Below are 26568 nucleotides of genomic sequence, written 5' to 3'. Positions count from 1 at the left end.
CCCTCACCTTCCCCGGCCAGCAAACCCGTTCTTGAGGCGCATGACATAGCCGATGATCTCGGCCACCGCGTGATAGTGCTCGACCGGAATCTCCTCGTCGATATCGACGGTGGCATAAAGCGCGCGCGCCAACGGCACATTCTCCACGATCGGTATGTCGTGCTTCTTGGCGATCTCCCGGATCTTGAACGCGACGTTGTCCACGCCCTTGGCCACGCAGACCGGCGCCGACATGCCGCGATCGTAGGACAGCGCCACCGAATAGTGGGTCGGGTTGGTGATGATCACGCTGGCGTTGGGAACGGCAGCCATCATGCGCTTCTTCATGCGCTGCTGGCGCAACTGTCGGATCTTGCCCTTGATGTGGGGGTCGCCTTCCGACTGCTTGAACTCGTCCTTGATCTCCTGCAGCGACATCTTCTGCCGCGTGTACCATTGCCGGTACTGAAAGAAGTAATCGGCAATCGCGACGGCCGCCAGCATCGCCACCACCGCACCCATCAACTGCAGCGTCAGGTTGGTGGTAACGTCGAGGATCGCCGAAGGATCGAACATCAGGAACGATTCCAGCCGATGACGCTCGGGCCACAGCACCGCCATCATGACGGAGCCGAGCGCGATCAGTTTGAACAGTCCTTTGGCGAAGTTCGCCACCGCCTGTTTGCCGAAGATGCGTTTCAGTCCCGCGCCGGGCGATACCTTGCTGAATTTCGGTTTCAGCGATTCCGAAGACCACACCAGCCGGTGCTGGATCATGTTGCCGGCGATCGCGGCAAGCGCCAGCATCAGCAGCGGCACGCCGATCGCGCCGAGCACGGCGTAGCCCAGCGTGTTGCCAAGCGCGAGCAGCGCCGCGCCGTCGGCGCGAAGCTGGCCTGCATTGGCGATCAGGTTGCGCAGCGGCATCAAAATGCCGCCGCCGATCGATCCCGCGAACGTCGATAATATCAGTGTGCCGCCCGCGATGATGAACCAGGTGTTGACCTCCTGGCTCTTGGCAACGTCGCCCTTGGCAAGCGCATCGTCGAGACGTTTTTGCGTAGGGTCTTCTGTTTTGTCGTCGGTATCGTCGGCCATCGCGGCGCTCTAGTTTTCGTTTGAGCATGATCTTCTCGGAAAACCGGTACCCACTTTTCCGGATCATGCTCTATTTCAGCGGCGTCAATTCGTGCATCACGCCGATGAAGTAGTTGAGATAAGTCGCCATCATTCCGGTGAGTACGAGGGCGAAGATCAGAAAGCCCACCATGATCGACAGCGGCACGCCGACGAAATAGACCTGCATCGCCGGCATCAGCCGCGCCAGCACGCCGAGGCCGATATTGAAGACGAGGCCGAACACCAGGAACGGCGCGGAGAGCTGTATGCCGATCTTGAAGGCGGTCGCGAAGGCGCGCGTGGCAAGCGCCGCCACGTCACCGCTCGGCATCAGCTCGCCCGGCGAGAAGATCCGGTAGCTCTCGTTCAGCGCCGCGATGACGAGGTGATGGGTGTCGGTCGCAAACAGCAGCGTCATGCCGAGAATGGAGAGGAAGTTGCCGATCAGCACGCCCTGCTGCCCTTGCGTCGGATCGACGGCGGTGACGAAGCCGAGGCCGAGCTGCTGGGCGATTACCGAGCCCGCCACCGCAAGCGCCGCCAGCGTCACGCGCGCCGTGGCGCCGAGCACGATGCCGATGGCGATCTCGTGCACCAGCAGCACCCCGATCGCCGTCATCGAGGTCAGATCGACTTGGTAAGCGGTGCGGTGGAGCGGCAGAATGATCAACGTCAACAGCAACGCGATCGCGAGCTTGATGCGCACCGGGATGTTGCTCTCGCCAAACCCCGGCAACAGCATCACCATGGCCCCAACGCGAGCGAACACCAGCATGAAGGTGGCGGCAAGGGCCGGCAGCAGCGATATGTCGACGCGCATTTATCCACAATGCATCAACCGCCTATGATTCGCGACGATATCCGCATCATGTGACTGTGCATCGAATCGGCCATGAACGGTAACGCCAGCAATAACGTCACGAAGATCGCGAGGATCTTCGGTACGAAGATCAGCGTCTGTTCCTGAATCTGCGTCAGTGCCTGGAACAGCGACACCACGACGCCGACCACCAGGCCAATCACCATCAAGGGCGACGACACCACCACGATGGTCCAGATCGCATCGCGCGCCACGTCGAGGGTTTCGGCACCGGTCATTGTTTGCTCTCTCGCTTCGCCTGCTACGTCGTTCCGGGGCGATGCGAAGCATCGAACCCGGAACCTCGAGATTCCGGGTTCGCTTCGCGCCCCGGAATGACAGCATCAATCAAATCGGCATCTTCATGATGTCTTCGTAGGACTGGATCACCCGGTCGCGCACCGACACCAGCGTCGAGACCGCGACGTCAGTCTCCGCCACCGCCGTCACCACGTCCATGACATTGGCTTTGCCCGCGGTCATAGCCATGGTCTGGGCGTCGGATTTCTTGCCGGCATCCAGCACGCTTCCCACCGCGTCCTTGAGCAGCGCGCTGAAGGACGGGCCGCCGGTGGATTGGCCGCCCTTCTCGGCGCCGCCGGATTCCATGATGCGCGAAAGCGCGGCGTAGGCGTTTGCTGCAACGGTCGGTGAAGCCATTTTCTATGGTTCCTGTTCAGGCCTTGAGGATGTCGAGGGTGCGTTGAATCATGCGGCGCGTGGCGCTGATGATGTTGAGGTTGGCCTCATAGGACCGCTGCGCCTCGCGCATGTCGGTCATTTCGACCAGCGGATTGACGTTCGGATATTTGACGTTGCCGGCAGCATCCGCCGCCGGATTGCTCGGCTCGTGCTTGACGCGAAACGCCGACTGGTCAGCCCTGACCTTGCCGAGCGTCACCACGCGGGCGTCCAGCGTGCGGTCGAGCGCCGAGGAAAATGTCGGCACCTTGCGGCGATAGGGATCGCCGCCCGCCGATGGCGCGGTGGATTCCGCATTGGCGATGTTTTCCGAGATCACTCGCATCCGCCCCGCCTGCGCGCGCAGGCCGGAGGTCGCGATGCTCATCGAGCGGGCGAAATCGCTTCCATCATCTGCCATGATCCGGTTCTCCTAATCGCGCCGCGTCAGCGCTTTCCGATGGCGGTTTTGAGCAGGCCGAGGCTGCGGCTGTAGAGCGAAGTGGCGGCCGCGTAATCCATCTGGTTGGCCGAGACCTTCAACATCTGGTCTTCCAGATTGACCGAGTTGCCGGCAGGCTTGGTCAGGAAGCCGCTCCTGCCGCCGTCCCCCCTGAAGCTCTGGCGGCCGCCGGAGACGCCGATATGGGTGGCGCTGGTGCGCAGCATGGCGAGCGAGCCCATCGCGCCGCCGACATCTGTGCCCTTGTTGTCGAATTTCGGCTCAACCAGGTCGCTCGGCCTGAAATTCGGGGTGTTGGCGTTGGATACGTTTTCGGCGAGCACCCGCTGGCGTTCCTGGTGCCACTGCATCTTGGTACGCAGCGCCGACAGGATCGGAAGATCGTTGATGGCCATCGAGCTGTTCCCCGTTAACCTCTGGCAGACGCCGCGAGGTAGGCAGAATTTGCCCGGTGTATGGTTAACGGCTGGTTAAAGTCACGCCTGCGGCCGTGGACGTCGGCCAATGCCCGCTGACAGCGACGAAACGAGCGCATTTTCGCCACGAAAACTGCGTTAACCAGCAGCAACCAACCCGGCGTGGGGCGCTCAGAAGTCGTTTTGGGTCAAACGATTCTTGGTCTATTAATTAACCCGGATGGCGGCGTTCGCCGTGGGGATTAAGAAATATGGCTGATCTCGGGCATGATTCGCCGGTTGCGGATCGTTCCGGGCATGATCCGGCAAACGGGAACCGCTTTCCCAAAGGGAACATGCCCGGACAGGAAGACCTAGACCGCACTCGTCGAAGCCAGCAGCAAGAGAACGGCCCGTGGCCGGGGACTAAAGAATGCAGACACTGACATTCCTCTTCGCATTCATCGCCGTTCTGGCGCTGATCGGCGTGGCCGCATGGCTGGTCCGCCGCTTCGCCAACAACCGCCTCGGCGCCAACACCCAGCGCGGGCGGATGCCGCGGCTTGCCGTGATCGACGCCGCCGCCGTGGACGGCCGCCGGCGCCTCGTGCTGGTACGGCGCGACAATGTCGAGCATCTCCTGATGATCGGCGGTCCAAGCGACATCGTGGTCGAACCCAACATCGTGCGCGCAATGCCCAATCGCGATCAGATGGCGCCTCGCCCGGCGGTCGGCGAGCAGCCGCCGCGGATTGCCCCGCTGCCCGATGCTGCTTGGAGCGAGGAAGCGGCAAGAGCCGATTTGCGGCCGACGGACGGCTTCGATCATCACGCCGAACCGCAAATGCCGGAGCCGCCGCCGCGCCCCGCACGTCCCTCCTTCGCAGACGATCTCCGCCGGCCCGCGCCGCCGCCGGAGCGTCGCAGCGATCCTTTGACGGGCTTTGCGCCGGAATCGATCACCGGTCGTCCCGAAGCGGCCCCGCCGCGCCTGACCCGCAACGAACCGCTGATGCCGCGGCCGCAGCGCGAGTTGCCGCAGCGTGAGTTGCCCAAGGCACCGCCGGTGGTCCGTGAGGCGCCGCCAGTTCGTGAGGCAGCGTCGGTCCGCGAGGCACCGATAGCCCGCGAAGCGCCGCCTATCCGTGAGGTGCCGCCCGTCCGCGAGGCGCCGACCCGAGCGCCGGAACGTGCGGCCGCGGCGCCGCCGCCACCCCCTCCACCCCCCGCACCGTCGAGTGCCGACCAAAATCTCGCCGAGATGGCGCAGCGGCTGGAAGCCGCCCTGCGCCGGCCGGCCGAACCCGTGGCGCCGCCGGTAGCGCCGGAAACGCCGCCTGCCCGTACCTCCCGCAGCGAACCCCCCGCTCCTCCCACACCCGCTCCGCAGAAGAGCGGCTTCGAGAATCTCGAAGACGAGATGGCGTCATTGCTGGGCCGTCCGAAGAACCCTTCGTGAGGCCGGCGACTTCTCCGCGTAGAGTTTTATTTTTCTTAATCCTGACCGTCGCCGGATCGCTCGCCGATCCGGCGCTGGCGCAGGACATCAGCATCAATCTCGGCCAGGGCGGCGGCGGGGTGACTGAGCGCGCGATCCAGTTGATCGCGCTGTTGACGGTGCTGTCGATCGCGCCCTCGATCCTGATCATGATGACGTCGTTCACACGGATCGTCGTCGTGCTGTCGCTGCTGCGCACGGCGCTGGGCACCGCGACCGCCCCGCCCAACTCCGTGATTATCGCGCTTGCAATGTTCCTGACCGCTTTCGTGATGGGCCCCGTCCTTCAGAGGTCCTATGACGACGGCATCAAGCCGCTGGTCGCCAACGAACTCGGCGTCGAGGAAGCGCTGCAAAAGGCCTCTGTGCCGCTGCGCGGCTTCATGCAGAAGAATGTCCGCGAAAAGGATCTGAAGCTGTTTGTGGACCTCTCCGGCGAGCCGCCGCCGGCGACGCCGGAAGACCTGTCGCTGCGGATTCTGGTCCCGGCCTTCATGATCTCCGAACTGAAACGCGCCTTTGAGATTGGCTTCCTGCTGTTCCTCCCCTTCCTGATTATCGACCTTGTGGTCGCATCCGTGCTGATGTCGATGGGTATGATGATGCTGCCGCCGGTCGTGGTGTCGCTGCCGTTTAAGTTGATCTTTTTCGTGCTGGTGGACGGCTGGTCGCTGGTGGCAGGAAGCCTGGTGCAGAGCTACGGCGGGAGTTAGCGCCCGGTTCCCGCCGGTTCCGCGCGCAAATAGGTCAATATTGGTTACGTATTTGCAGCGGAGTTTCGCAGGGAATTTAAGGTGAGATTAGTTCCTTCGTGCACAATGGATGCCAAGAACTGACTTACCAAACGCATCACCGGATTAAAGATGGCAGGCCAGCCGATCGGCGACATGGACGTCGAATACGCCACGACGATTGCCGACCGCGCTATGCGGTTGATGTCGCAGCAGTCGGTCCCTCCCACCCCAACCAATTTCGCCGTCTGGTTCGAATATTCCTTGGGCAGTTCGCTGGCGCTGCGAAAGACCATCGACATTCTGATTGCGGGCAAGCGCAAATTCGACCCGGCAACCAACCACGAACTCTATGTCACCTATGTGGCGCAGGCCGGTACCGATCCGTTTGGCGACCTTCCCGATCAATTGAGCGGGCTGATCGAGACCGCGCAGCAATTCCTCAACACTGCCGTCACCGACAACCGCAGCCACATCGAGGCGCTCGATGAAGTGTCTTCCGAGGCCGCTGGTACCGGCGATCCCCGGACGATCATTGCAAAACTGGTTGATGAATTGTCGAAGGCGACGGCCCGGGCCGCCAAGCTGGAGGCGAATTTCGCCGCCACGTCGGAGGAACTGGACAGCATCCGCGACTCGCTGAAAGCGGCCGAGCAACGCTCCAACACCGATGCGTTGACCGGGCTGGCCAACCGCCACTCGATGGATGAATTCCTTCGCCTCGCCCAGATCGCAGCGATGGAAAAGGACGAGCCGCTCAGCGTCTTCCTGATCGACATCGATCACTTCAAGAAATTCAACGACGATTATGGCCACCAGGTCGGCGATCAGGTGCTTCGGCTGGTCGCCAAGGTCTTGCAGGAAGGCGTTCGCGAAGTCGATCTCGCCGCCCGCTACGGCGGCGAGGAGTTGATCGCGGTGCTGCCAGGCGCCGATCTGCAGGCTTGCACGGCCGTTGCCGAACGCGTTCGCCGGCGCATTGCCGAAGCGAAGCTGACACGCCGTGCGACGGGCAAGGAGATCGGCAGCATTACGGTATCGATAGGCGTGTCACAATTCCGCCTCGCCGAATCCGCGGAAGCCATGATCGAGCGCTGCGACCGCGGGCTTTATCAAGCCAAGCGACTCGGCCGCAACCGCACGGTGACGGAAACCGAGCTCGAGCCCGAGGCCGGCGCGGCGTAAAGTCTCCTTCGTTCCGACCCATCACAAACGCCGCCCATCATCTTCGTTGCGCGGATCTGCTTCGGCTTCGCTCGGTAAGCCATCATTGCCCCAATTCCTGCGAAACAAAACGGCGGCAGTCCACTCCGGCGTGGAACAAACGCCGCAATCCCGGCTTATGGTAGACCCCCCTTACAGCCGGGAGTGTTTCATGAAAATCGCAGGGATGATTATGGCTGCCACCGCGGCCCTCAGCATCGCCGGGACGTCGGCTCTTGCCCAGCAACCGCGGACCGGAATGGTGACGAGAATAGACCGGATCAGCGGCACCATCACCATCAAGGATATGCCTGAAGGCACCACCGGCGCGAATACCGGCGCTGCAGCCGAAGAATTCAAGATCCAGGATGGCGCGCGGCTGAACGCCCTGCACGCCGGCGACAGGGTCACCTTCGCCGTGAACGACACGCCGGGGACCAAGACCATCACGAAGATCGACAAGACGGACGCGGTCACCAAGATCGAGAAGAAGTGAGGCGAAGCAGCATCCCACTTTGTGATGCATTGCTTCGATCAAGGACAGCGAGGCCCGGAGTGCCCTAGGGCAAATGACGTTTCCTTCGAAACGTCATTTTGCTTGGGGAGTCCGGGCCTCGTCGTCACCTGAGCCGCCCCATCCGTATCAAGGAGCCGCTCGGCACAAACGCACCTTAAGGCAATCGGGCCGGTGTTGCCTTGATCTGCCGCAAATCACCCACTAGCGCGGCGACCGCTCGAGCGAAGCGCGAATTTCAGCGGCCGCCTCGTCGCAATACTCGCTTAATTTCTGGAATCGTTGCTGCAGCGCCAAGAGTCTGACGGCGCGCTTCGCCGGCCCTTCCCGATCAATATTAAATCTGTCGGCGGGCGATGGGCGGGACGCAGCAGCCTCTGCGGTTGCCAGCGCTGCTTGCATCGATGTGTCGCGACCGTCGGTGGAAGACATTTTGCACGCCTCACAAATGCACAATCGGGCCGGATTCGATTCGGCGAACTCTTCTGTGCTGGCGCGCTGGTGCTCCGACTTTGCACCGCACAGTGTGTTGGTTGGATGCCCGGCCGGGGTCGATTTGGTGGCAAAACACGGACGCCGGCGGCGAATGAGTGGCACGACCTCGTAGTCTTACGGACTTTCTGTCCACGATTAGGATGCAATCGGCAACCAGCATTGCTGAATTGAGTCGTTTGTTGCTTCAGCGATAGTTCGATATGCCCGCCCAGCCTTCAGAAACCGGTCTGCCGCCGCGCTGCGAGATCTGCGGCGGTGGTACGGTCCAGATCGGAAAGCTGCCCCGGATCGGACTGCGTCCTCTCGTCTACGTTTATAAGTGCGACACCTGCAACCAGATCACTTCGATCGAGCCCGAGCGGCAGGACAGCCCCACCATCAGCCCTACCGTCACCCCGCCGATGCCGAAGTCGCGCAGCAAGAAGGCTCCGCACAGGGTCCCCCGGCGACAGCCACACTGATCGCCGGCTTCAGAGCGCGACTTTCCTAATTCCTGGAAAACGCCGCGATTGCGGCTGGACCGGGTTTCATCTCAGGAATGCCGCATGTATAGCTTCGGCCAAACTCCACATGAAGAAGAGGCAGGGCATGTCCGAGGGCTTCATTGACGAACTGCACAACGCGCTCGGCAAGGGCGCGGTGCTGTCAGGCGCTGATATCGACGCGCGCTATCACCACGACCTCGCCGGCAATCCGGTGCCCAAACCGCGCGCAGTCGTCCGCCCCAGAACGACGGAGGACGTCTCCCTGCTGCTGCGGCTCTGTCACCGCGAGGGCGTACCGGTTACGACCCAGGGCGGCATGACCGGGCTGGTGCGCGGCGCGCTGCCGAATGCGAACGAAATCGTGCTGTCGATGGAGCGCATGAACAGCGTCGAAGAGGTCGATGCCTCCGCCGGGGTCGTCATCGCGCAGGCCGGCACGCCACTGCAAAAACTGCAGGAGCGTGTCGAGCAGGACGGCCTGATGTTTCCGCTAGACCTCGGCGCGCGCGGCAGTTGCACCATCGGCGGCAACATCTCGACCAATGCCGGCGGCAACCGCGTCATCCGTTACGGCATGACGCGAGACCTGATTCTCGGTCTTGAGGTCGTCACCGCCGACGGCACCGTGCTGAAGGGCCTCCGCAAATACATCAAAAACAACACCGGCATCGACTTAAAGCAGCTTTTCATCGGCAGCGAAGGCATCCTCGGCGTCGTAACGCGTGCTGCGCTGCGTGTGTTTCCCGCGCCCGCGGAGCGGCAGGTGGCGCTGTGCGCCCTGCCCTCGTTCGGCCAGGTCATGGCATTCCTGAAGCTGGCGCGAAAATCGCTCGGCGGCGATCTGACCGCGTTCGAGGTGATGTGGAATGCCTACTACCGCCAGACCGTCGAGCGTGTGAGGGGGGTGGTTGGCCCGCTGTCGACCCACCATCCCTTCTATGTGCTGCTGGAGGCCTCAGGAAGCGACGCTGAACGCATTCGGGACAGCCTCGAGAAGATGCTGGAGACGGCGATGGGAGATAATTTGATTCTCGACGCCACGCTTTCGACCTCGAACGCGTCTGTGGCTGCGATCTGGCGCATCCGCGATTCCAGCGTCGAACTCGGTCGCAGCTTTCCATTCACGGCACGGATGGGGTTCGATGTCAGTGTGGCCATCGACAGGATGGAGGAATATGTGGATACGCTGGATGCACGCGTCAAAGCGATCGATCCGCAAGCCTTCACCATCGTGATGGGACACGTCGGCGACGGCAATTTGCATCCCAGCGTGTATCACGAACATACGCCTGACAAGCACGATGAGTTCGAGAAGCTGGTCTACGACCTCACGGGCGAGTTCGGCGGCTCGATCTCGGCCGAACACGGCATCGGCATCCTCAGGCGCCCCTATCTGAAAATGAGTCGCACCGAAGAAGAGATCGAAACCATGCGCACGCTCAAGCGCGCGCTCGACCCGAAGAACATCCTGAACCCGGGGCGAATTTTTACGGTGTGAAGGCGCTTTGGCGATCGTATATCGAGCGTCAGCTCTACGAACTGATGCCGAGATGATCGTCGGCCGCAGAAGCAGGTGGCGGCCCGGCCGGCAAGTTGTCCGGAGCCGGCTGTGTCGGGATATGCTTGGTGAATATCCGGATGACGCGACCTTTGACGGGCGGCAGCTTGTCGAAGAGATCGGACGCGATCTCCTCCACGGCGTCCCGCAAGGCCACGAACTGCGCCTGCCTTGCGATGCTCTCGGTGCCCCTGACACCTCCGAGCTCATCCATCGCGGCATCGCTGATCTGGCATTCGACCGTCTCACCGTCGTTCAGCATGGTGAACCTGAACGCAAGGCGTTCTCTGTCATGTCCAACAATTCTGTCCCGGGTCAACGGCATCGGAAGATCAGCTTTGAACGGTAGGCGTGGCTAGAAGCGGGTGAGAGGGCGCCAGAGCTTTCGTAATGTGCCAACACGTCAAAAATTGGCCGGACCTGCGGCCAAATCCGCTACCTGGCTACGTCCTCGGGCTCATTGGAATAGGCGCGGTCGTCTGCGCGGTATGGCTGTTGGGGCTCTCCCTCGTGCGCCGACCACCATTCCACCACGGCTCGAGCGACCTGGTCCCACAGCAGCGTCGGAAGATCGGGCACCGCGATCCTGACCACGTGACGATTGCGTGCGGTATCGCGAAACCATTCCGCTGCGCCGAAATCGAAGCCGAAACTCCCCGCATGCCGCAGCGGCAATCCGGCTCTTCGCAGGTCATCGCACAAATCCGCCGCCACTTGCTTCGTCTGCTTCTCGTCGAGCATTTGCTTCGGCGCCAGTGTGACATAGAGACCGTGCGCGAAATGCAGCTCCGCCGACGAGCCGGCAAGCCCGGATGCAAAACAGCGCGCCGTCCGCCTGCTGTTACGCAAAATGGCCGCCATCCGCCTGTCAGTCAGAGCCCGATAGGCCTTCGTTCCGACGTAGGGCGGGAAATGCGCAGGCACCGCCGCGCCGCCGAACAGTCGCACCGCATTGCGCGTTTCGTTGGCGAGGTCCTCCAGCCGCTCCTGCTTGGCCGGAACGACGTGCTTTTCGCAAGCGACGAAAACCACCGAGCCGAGCCGGCCGTACTCCACCCCGAGGGAGTCGAGCTTGGTATGGCTGCGCACCAGCGCGATCGGGACTTCCCAACGTCGCGCCCAGCTCACAACCCGGCGGATCCGCCCCGAGCCCGTCGAGAAGCAGGTCGTGTCGAAAATCACGAGATCGAGGCGCGGCCCTGCGCAACGGAGGGTCGCCTCGAATGCGGCAGCGGGCGTACATGAATCGAACAGAAGAAGTCGCGGTTGGTCCGCACCGCCGGCGACCTCGTCGGGAGAGCTTTTCAGCGGGACCAGGCGAAACTGACGTGCATGATTTTCGATCAGCTCAAGGGTCTCGCCATAGGCGCCAGGCAAAACCAGGATGTCCGCCTCAGATGCCAAGCGTGCGAAGGCCAGCAGCAGTGCCGATATCGCCGCCATCCCGGAGGACGTATAGATCGTCTGGTTCGCCGATGTCGAATGGTCATAAAAGGATGGGCCGCGCACTTCGAGGTCTGCACGCTGATAATCGTAGCTGAACGTGAACGGCCCGGCACGCAGCCGGCCCGGATGTGCCCAAGCTGTCTCCGTGAACGCCCAATCGTGCAGCGCATGCTGGGCCTTCAGGGCGGCGGCGATGTGAAATTTTTGTTCAATCACCTCGGCCACCGAGGTCGGACGCTGCAGCGCCAAAGGAGTCTCAAGGAAACCGTTCAGCAACGTGATTTCCTCGTATTTCCTGTCGAGATAAGCCTCAAGTGTTTCCATGGCTGGCTTTCGACCAACCCTGCCCTGCGATAACGTGCCGGGAGGGCCTTGGGTCCACGCCATAGAAAATGCATCGGTGCTCGGGCGGGCAAACCGTCTCCGACTTCAAACTGCGAGTTGGCGCTATCTTGCCGCGCCGATCCGCCTGATGCGGCCAATCGCCGGCAAGGCGCCGGTGTGAACCGGCTCGCCCCTGGAGATTTCCGGCGACAGCGGCGCGCGGGCGGTGGCATCCGGGAAGCGGATCCTCATTTCACGGATGAAGCCGTCGAGCGTGTCGACGCTGGCGGCCATTTTGGCAATCAAAGCGAACTCGGCGCTGCTGGAGGCGGCCGGCTTGCTCGCGGTCTCGAACGCGAACCGGTCGGCCTCGCCGATCATCAGGGGCGCGTATTTCTCGCGGAAACGGGCAAGGCCGATCGCGTCCTCGGCCAGCGCATAGCCAACCACGGCACGGATTATGTCGCTCTTCTCGGCGGCATTCAGCGGTTTGAAGTCCCGCCAGCGGTCGGCGTAGTACAATTCGATCTGTTCGGAAGCCTCCCGCCACTGCCGGGATGCCCAATAGATGTCGGAGCGCAGCCGGATTGCTTCGCGGCCGGTGAGGTTGGAGATGATATCGAGCGCGAGGTCGTGGCGACCGACATCGCTCTGGGCCCGTGCCTCCAGGAGTAGCCGCTGCTGACGCAATTCGCCGGACAGATCGGAGATCCGCGTGAGGCGCAGCGCCATGATCGCCCGGTCCGGCTTGCGGTTAGCCAGGTAGACCATGGCAAGCCGGGCCGCCACCTGCGCGCGCGCGGCGCCCTCCAGGCGTTTGTCGACCTGGTACTGCAACAGTTCGGCGGCCTGGTCGAGCAGGTCGACGGCGGCCAGCCGGTCCGCGAGGCGCCGTATCATTTCATCGCCGCGCCGGCCGATCGGCGTCAATTCGCGATACTCATAGAACATGGCGAGCGCATCGACCGGCTTCATGTCGTCGCCCTTCTGGCCGAGATAGAGGTCCGTGAACAGCGCGGACGCCGCATCCTGGCCCTGCCGCGACAGTTCGGAGTTGGGCTGCAGCTTCGTCGCGGTCTTGGCGGCGGAGAGCGCCTCGGCATAGCGCCCGTTTTCGGCATAGAGCTGCGTCAGCTTGTTCAATGCCTTCAACTCGATCGCGTCGCCGCGCCAGATCACCGACAAGGTCTCTAGTTCATGTATCAACTCGGCCTGGCCGAGTTCGCCGCGCCGGTGCCGCAGCAGGGTCTGCAGCAGGCTCGCCTCCGCCGATGCCTCCCGGTCGCTGGACTGCGCCGCGAATCTGTAGGCGTCGAGCGCGTCCTTGTCGTGCCCCAATGCCTCGGCAAGACGCCCGCGCAGCACGGCGATCTCGGGCTTCATCTCGTTGGGAATGCCGATCACTTCCAGTTCGCTGCGCCGCCGCGAGGCCCCACCATAATCCTTCACCTCGAGCGAGGCCCGCATCGCGTCGGTAATGATGATGCGCTGCAGCTCCAACGGCAGCGCGGCGATCGAGAATTCGGCGTTCTTGAATTTTTCACGCGCGTCCACCCATTTTTCTTGGCGGGCGAACGCGAACCCTTTCCACAATTGGGAATCGTAGCCGTTGCCGATCGCCGGATTGGCAAGGTCCTTCAGCGCGTGCTCGGGATGGCCAATCAAGATGCTGGCGACCGCATGCACCATCAGCACGGCGCCGTCTTCGTTCCCCGGGTTGGTTTCGGAGAGGATGAGGTTGGTCACCCCTCTCGCCTCCTGATACATGCCGCGCGACATGTAGAAGTTCGCAAGTTCGAGGCGAGCGTGCGTCTTTTGCTCAGGCCCCGCGGCGGCCGCGGCCTTGATCAGCGCATCCAGCCGGACAAGAAATTTTTCTTCCCGGTTCTTGCGCCATTCATCGGCGTCAAACAGCGGCCTGACCGCCGCGGTGGCGCGTTCGGCCGCGACGTCGGCGGACGACAGTGTCAATCCGCCGGGCCGGCCGAACATCACCTTGTCGGCGCCGACCTCGGCGTTGATATCGTCGGAGTTCGGATGCACCACCACGCCATGCACCGATTCCAATAGCGACAATTCGACGAAATCCTGCCGCTTGATGAGGCCGCGGGTCGGTGGCGGCGCGGTCACGACCCACAGCGTATCGCCTGCGTCGGGATCGACCAGCCGGTGCATCGCGCCGGGATTGGCCAGCGGCACGGTGACATTGGCAAGCGCGGGATCGGTAATATTCCGCAGCACCATCAGCGGCAGCGGCGGCGTCTGGCCGCGGTCGGCGAAGGTCAGCGTCCACTCGGCGCCGTTGGCGCGGCCTTCGCTTTCGAGCGAAGGGATCTGCGGCCGGTTGAGGCGGATGCGGACGGCCTGGCCCTTTTCCAGCGGCAGCCGGCTGACATCGCCGATGATGGCGCCGCCCTTGCTACGGATCGGCTCGATATCGACCGGCTTGGTCTGGTCGAATACCAGCCATACCGTGTCGGCACGGCGAAACAGCGCAGCCGGGGTCGGCGCGGCAAAGGAGAACGTCACGCGCAGGCCGTCACTGTCACGCCTTGCCTCGACGGCGGGGGTCTTGTCCTTGGCACCACTTTCCGACGGCTCTGCCGAAGACTGAGTCTGCTTGGATGCCACGGGCTTTGGCGCTTCCGCCGCAGCGGCCTGGACCGGTTCGGTGGGGTGCGCCGCTTTCGCGACTTCCGCCGGAGGCGACGTCTTTTCCGGTGCAACGGCCATCTTCTCGGTCGGAGGGATAGCGTTGCCATTGGCCGGCGGCGCCTTTTCGACGCCAGGCATTGCGGCCTCCGCAGCGGCCGGTGCTTCGTTCACCTGCGCGGGCTTGATCTCGATCCTGGCCTGTTCGGCAATCATCTCCGATGTGACGGGCGGAATCTCGGCCGGCTGCTGTGGTGGCGGCGATTCCTTCAGGGCCTTGTCGCGCGCGATCCGCGAGGCGGGTCCGGGCTTGGCCGGCACGACCGGTTTGGCCGCGGCTTGCGGCTCGGCCAGCGCGGGCTTTTCCGGCTGCTGGAAGGCTACGTCGATCACATAGTTCTTTTCCTCGCGGAAGGAATGCACGTCGACCTCGCCGATCAGCAGAATGTCGACGGCGGAAGAATCGACGTCGGCGCGCTGGTTGATCGAGGCGATGTTCGGCGGCGCCGCCACCTTCGCATCCGCCAGGTCGAAATTGAGCACGCTGTTGAACTGCAGCGTCAGCTTCTGATCATTCAGCACCGACGAGACGTTGACGCCGTCGGGCATCTCGAACACGAAGCGGACGAAAGTCGGCTGCACCGAGGCGCGGACACGCACCGGGGGCTTCTTTTTCGCGGACGCCACCGCAAGCTGCGCGCGCAGCGCGCGCTCGGCGGCCCGCGCCCGCTCCGCCAGTTCGCGAACGACCGCGGCAGGAAGCGGGGGCGGCGGCCCGGTCCAGCTATCGGGCAGGAAGTCGACGAAGATCCGCTCCCCCGCCGTCATGGTGTTGACGGTTGCCCGCCGCGCCAGCGACAGCCGGATCGCGGTGCCGTCGGGATCGCGCCGAGCCGAGCCGACATAATCGGGGACGGCGTCCGACAGCTTGTCGACGGGAATATCCACCGGGCGCTTGAAATGGATGATTATGATCGAACCCGCGGTCGAAACGTCGGATTCGACGTCCTCGGCCAGTTTCAATACCAGCCGCGCGAAGCCGCCTCCGGACGTGAAGGTGGCCTCCCCCCGCACGGGATCGTCGGCCCGGCAGGGCTGCGAAAGCGTCAGGCCGGCGAATAACAAAGCAACAGCAAGGGGCTGGCCGAGATAGTTGTGAAGGCAACGCCGCGCCGCCCGCGCCAATGCGCGGCCCGGCGACCCAGTTTCAGCGGCAGCCCTTTGCCCCATCCAGAAGATCTCGTGCCTCGATGAATTCTTCGGCGAAGCGCTCTCGCCCGCACGTTTGAATCTTGGATTGGCCGGCTTAAGGCTTTGTTAACGTCAACCAATTGATTTCATTGAAGGGACGATGGGCTGCGGCCTCGAGCAATTACACATCGTAATGGGTCGGTATCCGGACCTTTCTCGGGGTCACCGCTCGGACGTCGCGAGCCTCGGGGCGCAGCGATCACCATCACGCCCGTGCCATGATTGATCTGCATTATTTATCTCACGCAGCGTTGGAACTAACATCGGCGGTTCCGTCTTAGGGAAACAATGGACCCGGGAAGCGGGGCCGGCAGTCGATCAACCAATGCTCCCCGGGTCGCTAACCTGCCTCAGGCAGCCAATTCGGAGTGCGTGAAATGGCAACCCAGATCGTGATGGATCGTACTGGCGACACCCGGCATACTTTCGACGTCCATGACCGCGCGGAGGTCGAAAAGGCCGAGCGGCGCTTTATGGAATTGACCGGCGCAGGATTTACCGCAGCGGTTCGAACGGGACCCGGCGAGCAACGGGTTATCCGCTCCTTCGATCCGACGGCGGAAGAAACGCTATTTTATCCGCGTCTCGTTGGCGGCTGACGGCAGTGACCCAGCAGATCGTCCTTGCGATTTGCTCATTTGTGCTGGCCTTGCTCGGTACGGTGCTGCTGTCGGCGCTTTCGCTGGCAGTGGCGCGGTCCGGCTCCTGCAGCAAATCGTTTCGCTTCGAGACTGAGGCGCGAGCCCTTACGCTCTTGAAGGATTGGCTGTCGCCGAAGCAGCGCGCCTCTTACGAGCGATTCCGGTATTTCGACGTCGTCGGCAGCCACACCGGGACGCGCTACCGCATCCATCATGGGACGCAGACGAACATCGAGGAAATCAGCGGCACCGGCCAACATGTCTGCAAATGGTGCTTCGTTCCCGATGGCGACCTCGTCGCCGGCGATGTCATGCTGGCGCAGAAAATCGCCCTTGAAACCAACGAGCGCGGCGCGCTCGCCGTAGCCCACCGCTCGTTTGTCTCGTCAGGGCCGCGCAGGTTCTGACCGGACGTGTTACTACCGTGGCCGGCGGCGCATCCTGCGTCAGTTCGGCTTTGGCTGCAGGATCTTGCCTTCGATTTTCGGCAACTCGGCCGTGGACGTGGACTTATCGGTGCCGGCAGCGCGGCGGGCCAGTTCGACCGTCAGCCGTTCGGCCGCTTCCGGCTGCATCAGGCCCAGAATGTCCGACATCTTCCGCGGCGCAATCTGGGAGGCGATTTCGTAGAGCACGGACATTTCCAGCCGGTCGAACACCTTGGCGGCGTCCTTCGGCTTCATGCCCTCGTACATCGTGATGATGCCCTTGAAGCGGGCAGCGTCCTGTTCGGCCTTTTGCCCGCTCGCTGTCGAGATCCGCGCCTCGGTGGCCTTCATTTCCTCGACGCGGCCCTCGATGCGCTTCTCGGCCGATTTCAGAAGGCTTTCGCGAATTTCGATTTCACGCGCGCGCTGCTCCAGTTCCTGGCGCCGCGCCTGCAGCCGTTCCAGGATGGCGCGCTCCGACGGCGACACCGATTGCGGGTTCTGGTCGGGAAACACCACGACGCCGTCGTGCTTCGGTGCCTCGGTAGCCGGCGCTGCCGGCTTCGGCGCCTCTTCCTTTTTCTCCTCCTTCTTGACCGAACCGGTGATGTCGGCGGGGTCCGGCCCGCGGGCGCCGGGATAGCCCAGATTGTCCTGCGCCCAGGAGCGCTTGGCCGGCTGGCTGACCTGATAATCGAACACGTATCCGCCATCGATCACGAGGCCGGCGACCTTCAGCACTGCAAGGCCGAAGATCGCGACCAGCACGACCGGAATGACACGGATATCGCGAAACGACTTCATGCGGCGAGGCCACTGGCCTTTCGGCGTTCGGAGAATGCTTCAGCCGCCGCGGCTACCGCCTTGGCCGTAGAGACCCTGGGTGCTGCGGGTTCGGCTTCTTGCGAGGGCCGCGCCGCGATCGCGATCTTGGACAGCCGTCGAATGACGCCGTCGCCTTCGGCGAGCATGCCCTTCAGGTGCCCCGCCATCTGAGTCGCGGCGGCGAGTTGGCTGCCGAGATTCTCGTTGACGTCGCGCACGGTGTGCTTGAGGCCGCCGATCGCCCGCTCGGCGATTTCGGTTGCCGTGATCAGTTCCGCGATGGTGGCTTTCAGCGAATGTTCGTCCGCCTTCAGCCGCTTCAGCCGCTTGTTGAGCAGCATGCAGTAACCGATCGTGAGCAGTAGCAAAACCGCCACCAGACTCTCGATCACAATGCCAAGGAAATGACTCATTGTGCCTCCATCAACTTGGTTTGCTCGTCGGCCTTCTCGAACATCGCGAAGGTGGTATTCGGTTTGCGCAATTGCTTGGTGACGCGGATGGCGACGCGGTCGCCGACCCGGCCCATCCGCCCTTCGGTCAGGGTGACGTTGCCGCAGCGGACCGACACCAGCGCATCGGGCCGCATCTCCAGCGGCAGCGTGTCGCCGACCTTCAGCTTCATCAGATGCTTGAGCGGAATGTCGGCTTCATACAGCACGGCATCGACCGATATCTCGGCCTGCGCCACTTCGGTGGCAAAGTGCCCTTCCCAGATCGGATCGCGGCCGAATTTTTCGCCCATGAACATCTGCAGCAGAACCGGGCGGATCGGCTCGATGGTCGCATAGGGCAGCAGCAATTCGATGTTGCCGCCGCGGTCTTCCATGTCGATGCGCAGCCGCACCAGGATCGCGGCGTTGGCGGGCCTGGAGATCGCGGCGAAGCGCGGATTGGTTTCCAGCCGGTCGATCGAGAACGTCACCGGCGACAGCGGCCGGAACGCCTGCTCGGCGTCTGAAAGCACCACCTCGACCAGCCGCTTGACGAGGTTGGTTTCGATCGTGGTGTAGGGCCGGCCCTCGATGCGCAACGAGGTCTGGCCGCGGCGGCCGCCGAGCAGCACGTCGATAATCGAATAGATCAGGCTGGAATCGACCGTCGCAAGGCCGAAATTCTCCCACTCCTCGGCCTTGAACACGCTGAGCACGGCCGGCAGGGGAATTGAGTTCATGTAGTCGCCGAAGCGGACCGAGGTGATGCGGTCGAGCGAGACTTCCACGTTGTCGGAGGTGAAGTTGCGCAAGCTCGTGGTCATCAGCCGCACCAGGCGGTCGAACACGATTTCGAGCATCGGCAGACGCTCGTAGGACACCATCGCGGAATCGATGATGGCGCGAATGCCGGAATTGTCGTCGAGATTGACATCGCCGACGGTGAAGCCGAGCAGATTGTCGATTTCTTCCTGCGACAGAACCCGCTCGCCGGAATTCTTGTTGCCGAATTCGCGGCCGCCATCCTCGACCATGGCCGCCCACTGCAGCGCCATGCTCTCGGAGAGTTCATTGGCGGCAGCCTCTTCCGCAGCCGCCGCGGGATCTTCGGAATCCAGCGAGGCTTCCCATTGCGCGGCAATGGCGTCCTGGTCCATCTGGTCTTGGTTGCCGGCCATGATGCTAGATCCGCCCCATCACTGCACGACGATTTCCTTAAACAGCACGGCGCTCACCTGCTGCGGCGCCACCGCGTTGTTGACACGCTTGGTCAGCTCTTCCTTGAGGCGAAACAGGCCCGCCGAACCGTTGATGTCGGAGGGACGCAATTCGCGCAGGTAGGTCTGGAACAGGTCGGTGACGCGCGGCAGGTTCGGCTTGATCGCCTCGACCTGCTTCTCTTCCTTGATCTCGAGCACGACCTTGACGCGGAGATATTGCACCCGCTCGCCCGGGGCGCCGACCAGGTTGACCATCATATCGGGCACTTCAATGAAGGACGGCGGCTTCGGCGGCGGCGCTTCGGCGTGCTTCTCCTCGCCGTGGCCGCGCATCAGGAAGAACCAGCCGGCGCCGGCGCCAAGGATGGCGACGAATCCGGCGACCGCAATGATCAGCTTGAGCTTGCCCTTTTTCGACGGTGCGGCGTCTGCGCCGTCTGCGCCTTCCGCCTGCTCGTTATCAGCCATTGCCCCGCCCGCTTCCATCTAGGAACGAACGCGGTTGCCACCAGCCTGGGTAACAATGCCCCCACAACGCGAAACAAAAGCCGCCAGCGCACACGCGCCCTCTACACGTGCAACGCTAGGGTAATAATGGTTAACGGAACCTTTCCATTCGCGCCCAACTGGGAAAAATCTGCCGGGCAAACATGGTCAACAAGACCTTTCTGCCGCCCCCGCCGCCCGCAGAAAAATGCCTAACCCTTTAAGAAATCAGCATTTTCGGACTTGGCACGGCTTTCGCTGAGTAAACGGCGTGACCCGCCGGCTTGGGAGAGCCCAAAGGTTACGACGGATCCGGATTACGGGCTTGGGAGAGCCTGCTTCGGATCGATCAAGGGGAGAACCACCGATGGAGAATATGCTTCTCGTCGGACTTTCGCGAAAGATGACGTTGGAACGGCAGTTGGACGTCGTCGCCAACAATGTCGCGAACATCAACACGACGGGCTTCAAGGCCGACCGATCGCTGTTCGAGGAATATCTGCGCTCGCCGGCGCATGAAGACAATTTCATGCGCGCCGATCGCCGCGTCTCCTTCGTGCATGACCGCGCCACCTTCCACGATTTCTCGGCCGGCCCCTCCGAGCAGACCAAGAACCCGCTCGACGTCGCAATCGACGGCAACGCCTTTCTGGTCGTGCAGACGGCCGCCGGCGAGCGCTATACCCGCGACGGCGGCCTGCAGATCAACAACCAGGGCCAGCTCGTAACCGCGAGCGGCGATCCGGTGCTGGGGACCTCCGGTCCGATCGTGTTCCAGCCGACCGACAAGGCGATCAACATCGCAGCCGACGGCAATATCACGGTTCTCGAGGGCACCGGCAGCACCGACTCCATTCGCGGCAAGCTGCGGCTGGTCTCTTTTGCCGACCCGCAGAAGCTCGTCAAGGAAGGCGGCAACCTCTACTCGGCGGGCCAGGGCGTCGCCGCCCAGCCCGACACCACTTCGCGGGTGCGCCAGGGCTTCATCGAAAAGTCGAACGTCAATTCGGTCCACGAAATGAGCCGCATGATCGAGATCACGCGCACCTACACGCAGATCTCGGCAATGCTGCAGCAGCAGCACGACCTGCACCGAACCGCAGTCGAGAAACTCGCCGACGTTCCGGCATAACGCTTAAGGCATAGATCGATGCGCGCACTTTACACAGCAGCGACCGGCATGGCGGCACAGGAACTCAACGTTCAGGTGATCTCCAACAACATCGCCAATATGCGCACCACCGGCTACAAGAAGCAGCGCGCGGCGTTCCAGGACCTGATTTATGACCATGTGCGCCGCGTCGGCGCGCAGGCTTCCGACCAGGGCACCATCCTGCCGGTCGGCGTCGATATCGGTGGCGGCGTCAAGACTGTCGGCACGCCGCGGCTGATGGGCCAGGGCACATTGTCGCCGACCGGCAACGACCTCGACGTCGCGATCCGCGGCGAAGGTTTCTTCAAGATCCAGGTGCCCGACGGCACCTATGCCTATACCCGCGATGGCTCGTTCATGATGGACGCGCAAGGCCGCGTCGTCACCGCCCAGGGCAACCCGGTGCAGCCGACGATCACGATCCCGCAGAATTCCTCGCAGATCACCATCAACGCGCAGGGCCAGCTCACGGTGATGCTGCCGGGCTCGACCACGCCGACGCTGGTCGGCCAGATCGGCCTGACCCGCTTCATCAACAAGGCCGGCCTCAATCCGATCGGCGACAATCTGTTCACCGACACCCCGGCCTCCGGCACGCCGCAGGACGGCATCGCCAACACCGACGGCTTTGGCGACATGCAGCAGGGCAACCTCGAACAAGCCAATGTCGAGGTGGTGACCGAAATCTCCGACCTGATCGCCGCCCAGCGCGCCTATGAGATGAACGCCAAGGTCGTCAGCGCGGCCGACCAGATGCTGCAATCCACCTCCAACATGTTCCGCTAAAGGACTGGTCATGATCGCCCGCGCCCTCCTCCTGGCCGCCGCCCTGATCGCCGCATCGAGTACGGCGGCTGTCGCGCAGACCCAGGAAAGCTTCGCGAACCGCAACGTGATCGCCACGCCCATGCTGCGTGCCAACGTGCAGGTGTCGGGCGATCTCGTACGGATCGGCGACGTGATCGACAATGCCGGCAGCGCCGCGCAGATCGCGATCTATCGCGCCCCGGATCTCGGCACCACCGGCTCGCTGCCGGTAGCGCAGGTGCTCAACACCCTTCGTGCCCATCATGTGATCGGCGTCGACACCCGCGACCTCAGGGAAATTTCGGTAACGCGTCTGGCCCGCACGCTCGAAGGCAGGGACATCGAGCTGCAGGTTGCGCGCGCGCTGGAGCGCCGCAATGGTCTCGGCGACGCCGCCAATCTGTCGCTGACCTTCGATCGCGATCCCGGCGACGTCAGGCTGGATGCCGGCTTCAGCGGCAGCCTGCAGGCGGCCATCGTGCGCTACGACAACCGCAACGGCCGCTTCGACGTCACCTTTGAGATCGCCAACGAGAACGGCGCCGCTGCTGCCAAGCTGCGTTTTGCCGGCACGGCGATCGAGACCGTCGAGGCCGCGGTGCTGGCGCGCAACGTCGAGCGCAATGAGGTCTTGAAATCGTCCGACGTGATGATCGAGCGCCGCCCCAAGACGGAAGTCGGCCCTGATGCCGCTGCGCGCGATCGCACGGTGGGCATGCAGGCCCGCCGCCAGCTCCGCGCCGGCCAGGCCATCAGGACCACAGATCTCGCCAAGCCCGATCTGGTACAGCGCGACCAGAACGTCATATTGATCTACGAGACGCCCGGAATCTACCTCACCATGCGCGGCAAGGCGCTGGACAGCGGCACCGAAGGCGACGTCGTCACTGTCATGAACCTGCAGTCGAAGCGCACGGTGTCCGGCACCGTGACTGGCCGTGGGCAGGTCTCGATCTCACCGCCGGCGTCTCGCCTGCCACAGACCAGCGATGCCACCTCCTCGCTCGGCAAAGCACCCGCACCCGTCGCCGTAGCTACCGTCAGTTCGCCAGTCGCTCCAAAAGCCGAGTAATGTAAATGTCAGTCACCCGTCTCAACCGCCTCGCTCTCTCCGGCGCCATGCTGTCGCTGGCCGCCTTGGCGAGCGGTTGCTCCTCGATCGACCGTCTGTCGCAGATCGGCGAAAAGCCGAAGCTGACGGAGATCGAAAACCCGACTACGCAGCCCGGCTACAAGCCGGTGCAGATGCCGATGCCGAAGCCGGAGCAGGCCTCCTATAACGCCAACTCGCTGTGGCGGAACGGCTCTCGCGCCTTCTTCAAGGATCAGCGCGCGGCGCGTATCGGCGACCTCCTGACGGTGACCGTCAACATCACCGACAAGGCCAACCTGTCCAACGAGACCCAACGCAGCCGCTCCGCCAAGGAAGACTCGGGGATCACCGATTTCATTGGGTCAAGCACGATCACGCAGGCAAACAAGATCCTGCCCGGCAAGATCCTGACCACGGACTCGACGTCGTCGAGCGACGGCAAGGGCTCGGTCAACCGCCAGGAAGCGTTGCAGACCAACGTCGCAGCCGTGGTCACGCAGGTGCTGCCGAACGGCAATCTCGTGGTCGAAGGCAAGCAGGAGATTCGCGTCAACTTCGAAATCCGCGAACTGATCGTCGCCGGCATCGTCCGCCCCGAAGACATCCAGAGCGACAACACCATCGATTCCACCAAGATCGCGCAGGCCCGCATCGCCTATGGCGGCCGCGGCCAGATCACCGACGTGCAGCAACCCCGTTACGGGCAACAGGTGATGGACGTGCTGCTGCCGTTCTAGTTTCTCCCGAGCTCCCACACTCCATCGCGAACCTAGGCGCGATGAAGTGTATCAACGCGGCCTCCGTCAGCTCCCCTGGCGGAGGCCGTGGTCGTTTTGTGATCCAAGGAGCCGTATCATCTTGGAGCTTGCTCCAGCCAAGCCGCCTGCCCCTTGTCGTCTTCCCGAGTTGGAACCGAACCTACCCGCCGGCGTTCCTGACAGCAACGATCTGCACGGAGGCTAATCATGGGCCGCGGAATGCCATCGATGACTGCTCTGCTCGGGCTGCTCGCCATTGCGGGATATCAGAACCGCGACAAACTGGCAGAACTTCTCAAGGGCGTTGGGGGCCAGCCGAACACAGGCGGGGGACAGCAGCCGCCGGGCGGCTTGCTGGGTAATTTGAGCGGAATGTTGGGCGGCGCCGGGGTTGGCGGCCTGCTCAACGGCGGGATCGGCGAGTTGCTCGAAAGTTTCAAGCAAAACGGCCAGGGTGACAAGGCCGAATCCTGGATCAACCAAGGCCCGAACAAGGATGTCTCGCCTCCGGAATTGAAGCAAGCGATCGGGTCCGACGTTCTGGCACAACTCGAACAGCAGACCGGACTTTCGCAGGAAGAGATTCTGGCGAGATTGTCTCGCGAGCTTCCGGCAGCCGTCGACAGGTACACGCCGGACGGCCGTTTGCCCACAGCATGAGTCAATGGACGTGACGTTGGGGCAAACAACAGGGAGCATCGAGATGGGCATAATTTGGACGATCATCATTGGTTTCATTGCCGGCGTGATTGCGAAATTCATTATGCCGGGAGACAATGAGCCCTCGGGCTTCATTCTAACCACCATACTGGGCATCGTCGGCGCTTTCGTGTCGACCTATCTCGGCCAGGCGCTCGGATGGTATCGGCCCGGAGAAGGCGCGGGCCTGATCGGTGCGGTGGTCGGCGCCATCATTGTGCTCTTCGTCTACGGCCTCTTCGCCGGCCGGCAACGGCGATCGATTTAAGAACTGGCCTGATGGTTTCAGCGTTAGGCTTGGGTGTGGATGAGCGGAGCGGTCCGTCGTCCCCTAGCGAACTCAGGCACGAGACGATGATCAACGCGGTCTCCGTGAGTTCCTTGGGCGGAGACCGCGCGTACGTCGAAGTCAAGGAAACGCCTGCTCGTCCAGCAGAACTCACGATGCCAGCGCGGTTAGAAGCATCCGCGCGAGATCGGCGCTGAGGTAAGGCTTCGGCAGCAGCAGCACGCCAGCATCGAGACGGCCGTGATGTACGAGGGCATTCTCCGCATAGCCAGAGGTATAAAGCACTTTGAGCCCTGGGCGCCTTTTGACCCCCTCGGTCGCGAGCTGGCGGCCATTCATTCCCCCGGGGAGCATTACGTCAGTGAACAGCAGGTCAATGCGTTCGGGTCCATCGATGATTGCCAGCGCCTCGGCAGCATTGCCGGCGGCGAGCGTGTGGAACCCGAAACGGGTGATCTGCGCCACGACGTATTCCCGAACCAGCGGGTCGTCCTCGACAATCAGGATAGACTCATCGCCGTGTTCGCCCGCATACCCGCCAGTCTCGCCGGCGGGTGCCTCCGGGCCACCACCCGTGGCCTGCGGCAGGTATAGCTTCACGGTCGTGCCGTGGCCCTCTTCGCTGTAGATCTTGATGTGTCCATTCGACTGTTTAACGAAGCCATAGACCATGCTGAGGCCGAGCCCCGATCCCTTCCCGGCCTCCTTGGTGGTAAAGAATGGTTCAAACACCTTTTCGAGCAGGCTGCTGGGAATTCCGTCCCCCGTGTCACTTACTGCAATCATGACGTAGTTGCCCGGTCTAACCTCGCTGTTCAGGCGAGCGTAGTTCTCATCGAGCACCACATTCTTGGTTTCTAACGTCAGCTTGCCGCCGTTAGGCATGGCGTCGCGCGCATTTAGGGCGAGGTTCAGGATCGCGGTCGAGAGCTGACTGGGATCAATCAGAGCCGGCGCGGAATCGTGCGCCAGCATCGATTCAATTTCGATGTGTTCGCCGAGGGTCGGTCGTAGCAGACTCGCTGCATCGATTACCAACGCGTTGACATCGGTATTGCGCGGCTGCAGCGGCTGTCGACGGGAGAAGGCCAACAGATGCTTCGTCAGCTCAGCTCCCCTTGCTGCGGCTCCGCTAATCAGATTGGTGATCTGAGTGAGATGTGGACGATCCTTGACCGCATCGCTGAGGATTTCGATGGTCCCGGTGATCACAGTCAGAATGTTGTTGAAGTCGTGCGCGACGCCACCGGTGAGCTGGCCGATGGCTTCCATCCTCTGCGCTTGCCGGACCTTGGATTCGGTGGCCTCTTTCTCCTCAAAACGCCTGACCATGGCCTCAGCTTCGCGGCGTTGCTTGACCTCCTCCTCAAGTGCCGCATAGGCACCCGCAAGCTGGATGCGCGTGGGCAGCACCAGGATCCGCGGCAGCAGCAGTAGCAGTGCTGCCGCGATCACGACCGAGATCAGCGCCAGGAAAGCTTTGGTCAGGGCCTCGATTTCATAAGCCGGCACCCACATGGTGTAGATCGACAGCAGGCGGGTAACTCCGCAGACCGCGACGAAGATCGCGAATGTCAAGAATACGCCCCGGAACATAAGCTCGCGGTAGCGCCGCCACGCGAAGAACGCGAGGACGAACGCCGTGGCAAAGAAGGCGCCGGCGAGCATCGCGTCGGAAATGACATTCAGCCAGATCAGTTCCGGCTTCCACAATAAGCACGCGCCGTGCGCGGTGAGCGTCGACATGTGGATAGCTCCAACAAGCGGCTGCAAGCATGCAACCGCAATCCTCCGATCCGTGCGTCGGAGCGACAGAAATTATTCAGGTTTTTCGCCACCCGCACAAGCGCAGCGCTGGCCTCGGCGAATGTTGCTGCGCCCGTCCGAGAGCCATCAAGCCCGCATGTTGCATTCCCGGGAACAACCAGGCGGAGGGCTCATCGAGGCTTAGCATCGGCTTTAGGAACGGCCCTCCGCTGGTGTGCCGGCCAAGCCTCGGATGTCAGTGGCTTTTAGCGGACATGTCTACCAGACCAACTGTTGTCGGTATCGTGGGCAAACCGACATGCGGCTGGACGCGCC

Annotated in this window: 28 protein-coding genes; 13 read left to right on the top strand and 15 right to left on the bottom strand. The window is 62.8% G+C overall.

The features are described from left to right. Positions 1–3: 3 nt before the first annotated feature. The 6 genes from flhB to flgB all read right to left on the bottom strand — a co-directional run bounded on the left by flhB (position 4) and on the right by flgB (position 3496). Complete coding sequence (gene flhB, locus V1292_RS19095) at positions 4–1077, bottom strand: flagellar biosynthesis protein FlhB (protein ID WP_334374257.1); 1074 nt, start codon at positions 1075–1077, stop codon at positions 4–6. 70 nt (positions 1078–1147) lie between these two features. After that, positions 1148–1918, bottom strand: coding sequence for a flagellar biosynthetic protein FliR (gene fliR, locus V1292_RS19090; protein WP_334363705.1), 771 nt, complete (start codon positions 1916–1918; stop codon positions 1148–1150). Between the two features lie 14 nt (positions 1919–1932). Then, on the bottom strand, positions 1933–2196 hold the full coding sequence (fliQ, locus tag V1292_RS19085; protein WP_057855657.1) for a flagellar biosynthesis protein FliQ: 264 nt from the start codon (positions 2194–2196) through the stop codon (positions 1933–1935). Between the two features lie 109 nt (positions 2197–2305). Next, entirely contained in the window at positions 2306–2617 is a 312-nt protein-coding gene (gene fliE / locus V1292_RS19080; RefSeq protein ID WP_028348650.1) for a flagellar hook-basal body complex protein FliE, read from the bottom strand. A gap of 16 nt (positions 2618–2633) precedes the next feature. Next, positions 2634–3059: a flagellar basal body rod protein FlgC gene (gene flgC, locus V1292_RS19075; RefSeq protein ID WP_057846814.1), complete on the bottom strand. Its 426-nt coding sequence runs from the start codon at positions 3057–3059 to the stop codon at positions 2634–2636. A 26-nt stretch (positions 3060–3085) separates the two neighbouring features. Further along, a complete protein-coding gene (gene flgB, locus V1292_RS19070) occupies positions 3086–3496 on the bottom strand; it encodes a flagellar basal body rod protein FlgB (protein ID WP_028348648.1) in 411 nt (136 codons plus the stop codon). Between the two features lie 433 nt (positions 3497–3929). On the opposite strand from flgB, the gene V1292_RS19065 reads away from it, so the two are divergent. The 4 genes from V1292_RS19065 to V1292_RS19050 all read left to right on the top strand — a co-directional run bounded on the left by V1292_RS19065 (position 3930) and on the right by V1292_RS19050 (position 7424). Further along, a complete protein-coding gene (locus tag V1292_RS19065) occupies positions 3930–4955 on the top strand; it encodes a flagellar biosynthetic protein FliO (protein WP_334374256.1) in 1026 nt (341 codons plus the stop codon). Beyond that, positions 4952–5707: a flagellar type III secretion system pore protein FliP gene (fliP, locus tag V1292_RS19060; RefSeq protein WP_334363709.1), complete on the top strand. Its 756-nt coding sequence runs from the start codon at positions 4952–4954 to the stop codon at positions 5705–5707. The genes V1292_RS19065 and fliP overlap by 4 nt, the downstream gene beginning before the upstream one ends. A 222-nt stretch (positions 5708–5929) precedes the next feature. Further along, complete coding sequence (locus V1292_RS19055; protein WP_334377091.1) at positions 5930–6910, top strand: GGDEF domain-containing protein; 981 nt, start codon at positions 5930–5932, stop codon at positions 6908–6910. Between the two features lie 190 nt (positions 6911–7100). Further along, on the top strand, positions 7101–7424 hold the full coding sequence (locus V1292_RS19050) for a copper-binding protein (RefSeq protein ID WP_334374255.1): 324 nt from the start codon (positions 7101–7103) through the stop codon (positions 7422–7424). A 222-nt stretch (positions 7425–7646) separates the two neighbouring features. Here V1292_RS19050 and V1292_RS19045 read toward each other — a convergent pair whose 3' ends face one another. Beyond that, complete coding sequence (locus V1292_RS19045; protein ID WP_334374254.1) at positions 7647–7874, bottom strand: hypothetical protein; 228 nt, start codon at positions 7872–7874, stop codon at positions 7647–7649. 651 nt (positions 7875–8525) lie between these two features. Here V1292_RS19045 and V1292_RS19040 point away from each other — a divergent pair. Next, positions 8526–9920 (top strand): FAD-binding oxidoreductase, encoded by a 1395-nt coding sequence (locus V1292_RS19040; protein ID WP_334374253.1) that lies wholly within the window; start codon positions 8526–8528, stop codon positions 9918–9920. A gap of 34 nt (positions 9921–9954) precedes the next feature. Here V1292_RS19040 and V1292_RS19035 read toward each other — a convergent pair whose 3' ends face one another. The 3 genes from V1292_RS19035 to V1292_RS19025 all read right to left on the bottom strand — a co-directional run bounded on the left by V1292_RS19035 (position 9955) and on the right by V1292_RS19025 (position 15632). Further along, positions 9955–10305 carry a DUF1488 family protein gene (locus V1292_RS19035; protein WP_334374252.1) on the bottom strand — a complete coding sequence of 117 codons (351 nt, stop codon included), beginning with the start codon at positions 10303–10305 and terminating at the stop codon, positions 9955–9957. A 110-nt stretch (positions 10306–10415) separates the two neighbouring features. After that, on the bottom strand, positions 10416–11750 hold the full coding sequence (locus V1292_RS19030) for a hypothetical protein (protein ID WP_334374251.1): 1335 nt from the start codon (positions 11748–11750) through the stop codon (positions 10416–10418). A 123-nt stretch (positions 11751–11873) separates the two neighbouring features. Then, complete coding sequence (locus V1292_RS19025) at positions 11874–15632, bottom strand: tetratricopeptide repeat protein (protein ID WP_334374250.1); 3759 nt, start codon at positions 15630–15632, stop codon at positions 11874–11876. A 398-nt stretch (positions 15633–16030) separates the two neighbouring features. On the opposite strand from V1292_RS19025, the gene V1292_RS19020 reads away from it, so the two are divergent. Beyond that, entirely contained in the window at positions 16031–16252 is a 222-nt protein-coding gene (locus V1292_RS19020; protein WP_028348639.1) for a hypothetical protein, read from the top strand. Positions 16253–16257: 5 nt separating this feature from the next. Continuing rightward, the gene (locus V1292_RS19015; protein WP_375293125.1) at positions 16258–16701 is read left to right on the top strand and encodes a hypothetical protein; all 444 of its coding nucleotides are present in this window, start codon (positions 16258–16260) and stop codon (positions 16699–16701) included. A gap of 39 nt (positions 16702–16740) precedes the next feature. Here the strand turns inward: V1292_RS19015 and V1292_RS19010 are convergent, their stop codons facing one another. Genes V1292_RS19010 through fliL form a run of 4 tightly spaced genes read right to left on the bottom strand, consistent with a single transcriptional unit; the run spans position 16741 to position 19669 of the window. Next, the gene (locus V1292_RS19010) at positions 16741–17526 is read right to left on the bottom strand and encodes a MotE family protein (RefSeq protein ID WP_334374249.1); all 786 of its coding nucleotides are present in this window, start codon (positions 17524–17526) and stop codon (positions 16741–16743) included. Continuing rightward, positions 17523–17960 carry a DUF6468 domain-containing protein gene (locus V1292_RS19005; protein WP_028348637.1) on the bottom strand — a complete coding sequence of 146 codons (438 nt, stop codon included), beginning with the start codon at positions 17958–17960 and terminating at the stop codon, positions 17523–17525. Before V1292_RS19005 ends, V1292_RS19010 begins: the two co-directional genes overlap by 4 nt. Beyond that, positions 17957–19159: a flagellar motor switch protein FliM gene (gene fliM / locus V1292_RS19000; protein ID WP_334374248.1), complete on the bottom strand. Its 1203-nt coding sequence runs from the start codon at positions 19157–19159 to the stop codon at positions 17957–17959. The genes V1292_RS19005 and fliM overlap by 4 nt, the downstream gene beginning before the upstream one ends. A gap of 18 nt (positions 19160–19177) precedes the next feature. After that, a complete protein-coding gene (fliL, locus tag V1292_RS18995; protein WP_334374247.1) occupies positions 19178–19669 on the bottom strand; it encodes a flagellar basal body-associated protein FliL in 492 nt (163 codons plus the stop codon). 385 nt (positions 19670–20054) lie between these two features. Between fliL and flgF the strand changes: the two genes are divergently transcribed. From flgF to V1292_RS18965, 6 genes are all read left to right on the top strand, one after another. Further along, positions 20055–20819 (top strand): flagellar basal-body rod protein FlgF, encoded by a 765-nt coding sequence (gene flgF, locus V1292_RS18990; protein WP_334374246.1) that lies wholly within the window; start codon positions 20055–20057, stop codon positions 20817–20819. 18 nt (positions 20820–20837) lie between these two features. After that, on the top strand, positions 20838–21626 hold the full coding sequence (flgG, locus tag V1292_RS18985) for a flagellar basal-body rod protein FlgG (RefSeq protein WP_065749261.1): 789 nt from the start codon (positions 20838–20840) through the stop codon (positions 21624–21626). Positions 21627–21636: 10 nt separating this feature from the next. Further along, positions 21637–22719, top strand: a complete 1083-nt coding sequence (gene flgA, locus V1292_RS18980) for a flagellar basal body P-ring formation chaperone FlgA (protein ID WP_334374245.1) — start codon at positions 21637–21639, stop codon at positions 22717–22719. 5 nt (positions 22720–22724) lie between these two features. Beyond that, positions 22725–23477 carry a flagellar basal body L-ring protein FlgH gene (gene flgH / locus V1292_RS18975; RefSeq protein ID WP_334374244.1) on the top strand — a complete coding sequence of 251 codons (753 nt, stop codon included), beginning with the start codon at positions 22725–22727 and terminating at the stop codon, positions 23475–23477. A gap of 228 nt (positions 23478–23705) precedes the next feature. After that, complete coding sequence (locus V1292_RS18970) at positions 23706–24158, top strand: YidB family protein (protein ID WP_334374243.1); 453 nt, start codon at positions 23706–23708, stop codon at positions 24156–24158. A gap of 43 nt (positions 24159–24201) precedes the next feature. Continuing rightward, positions 24202–24465 (top strand): GlsB/YeaQ/YmgE family stress response membrane protein, encoded by a 264-nt coding sequence (locus V1292_RS18965; protein WP_028348629.1) that lies wholly within the window; start codon positions 24202–24204, stop codon positions 24463–24465. A gap of 171 nt (positions 24466–24636) precedes the next feature. Here the strand turns inward: V1292_RS18965 and V1292_RS18960 are convergent, their stop codons facing one another. Next, positions 24637–26232 (bottom strand): ATP-binding protein, encoded by a 1596-nt coding sequence (locus tag V1292_RS18960; RefSeq protein ID WP_334374242.1) that lies wholly within the window; start codon positions 26230–26232, stop codon positions 24637–24639. Between the last annotated feature and the right edge of the window lie 336 nt (positions 26233–26568).

This window comes from Bradyrhizobium sp. AZCC 1719 (assembly GCF_036924525.1).
Classification (GTDB): domain Bacteria; phylum Pseudomonadota; class Alphaproteobacteria; order Rhizobiales; family Xanthobacteraceae; genus Bradyrhizobium.
This window is presented reverse-complemented; position numbering and strand designations above follow the sequence as displayed.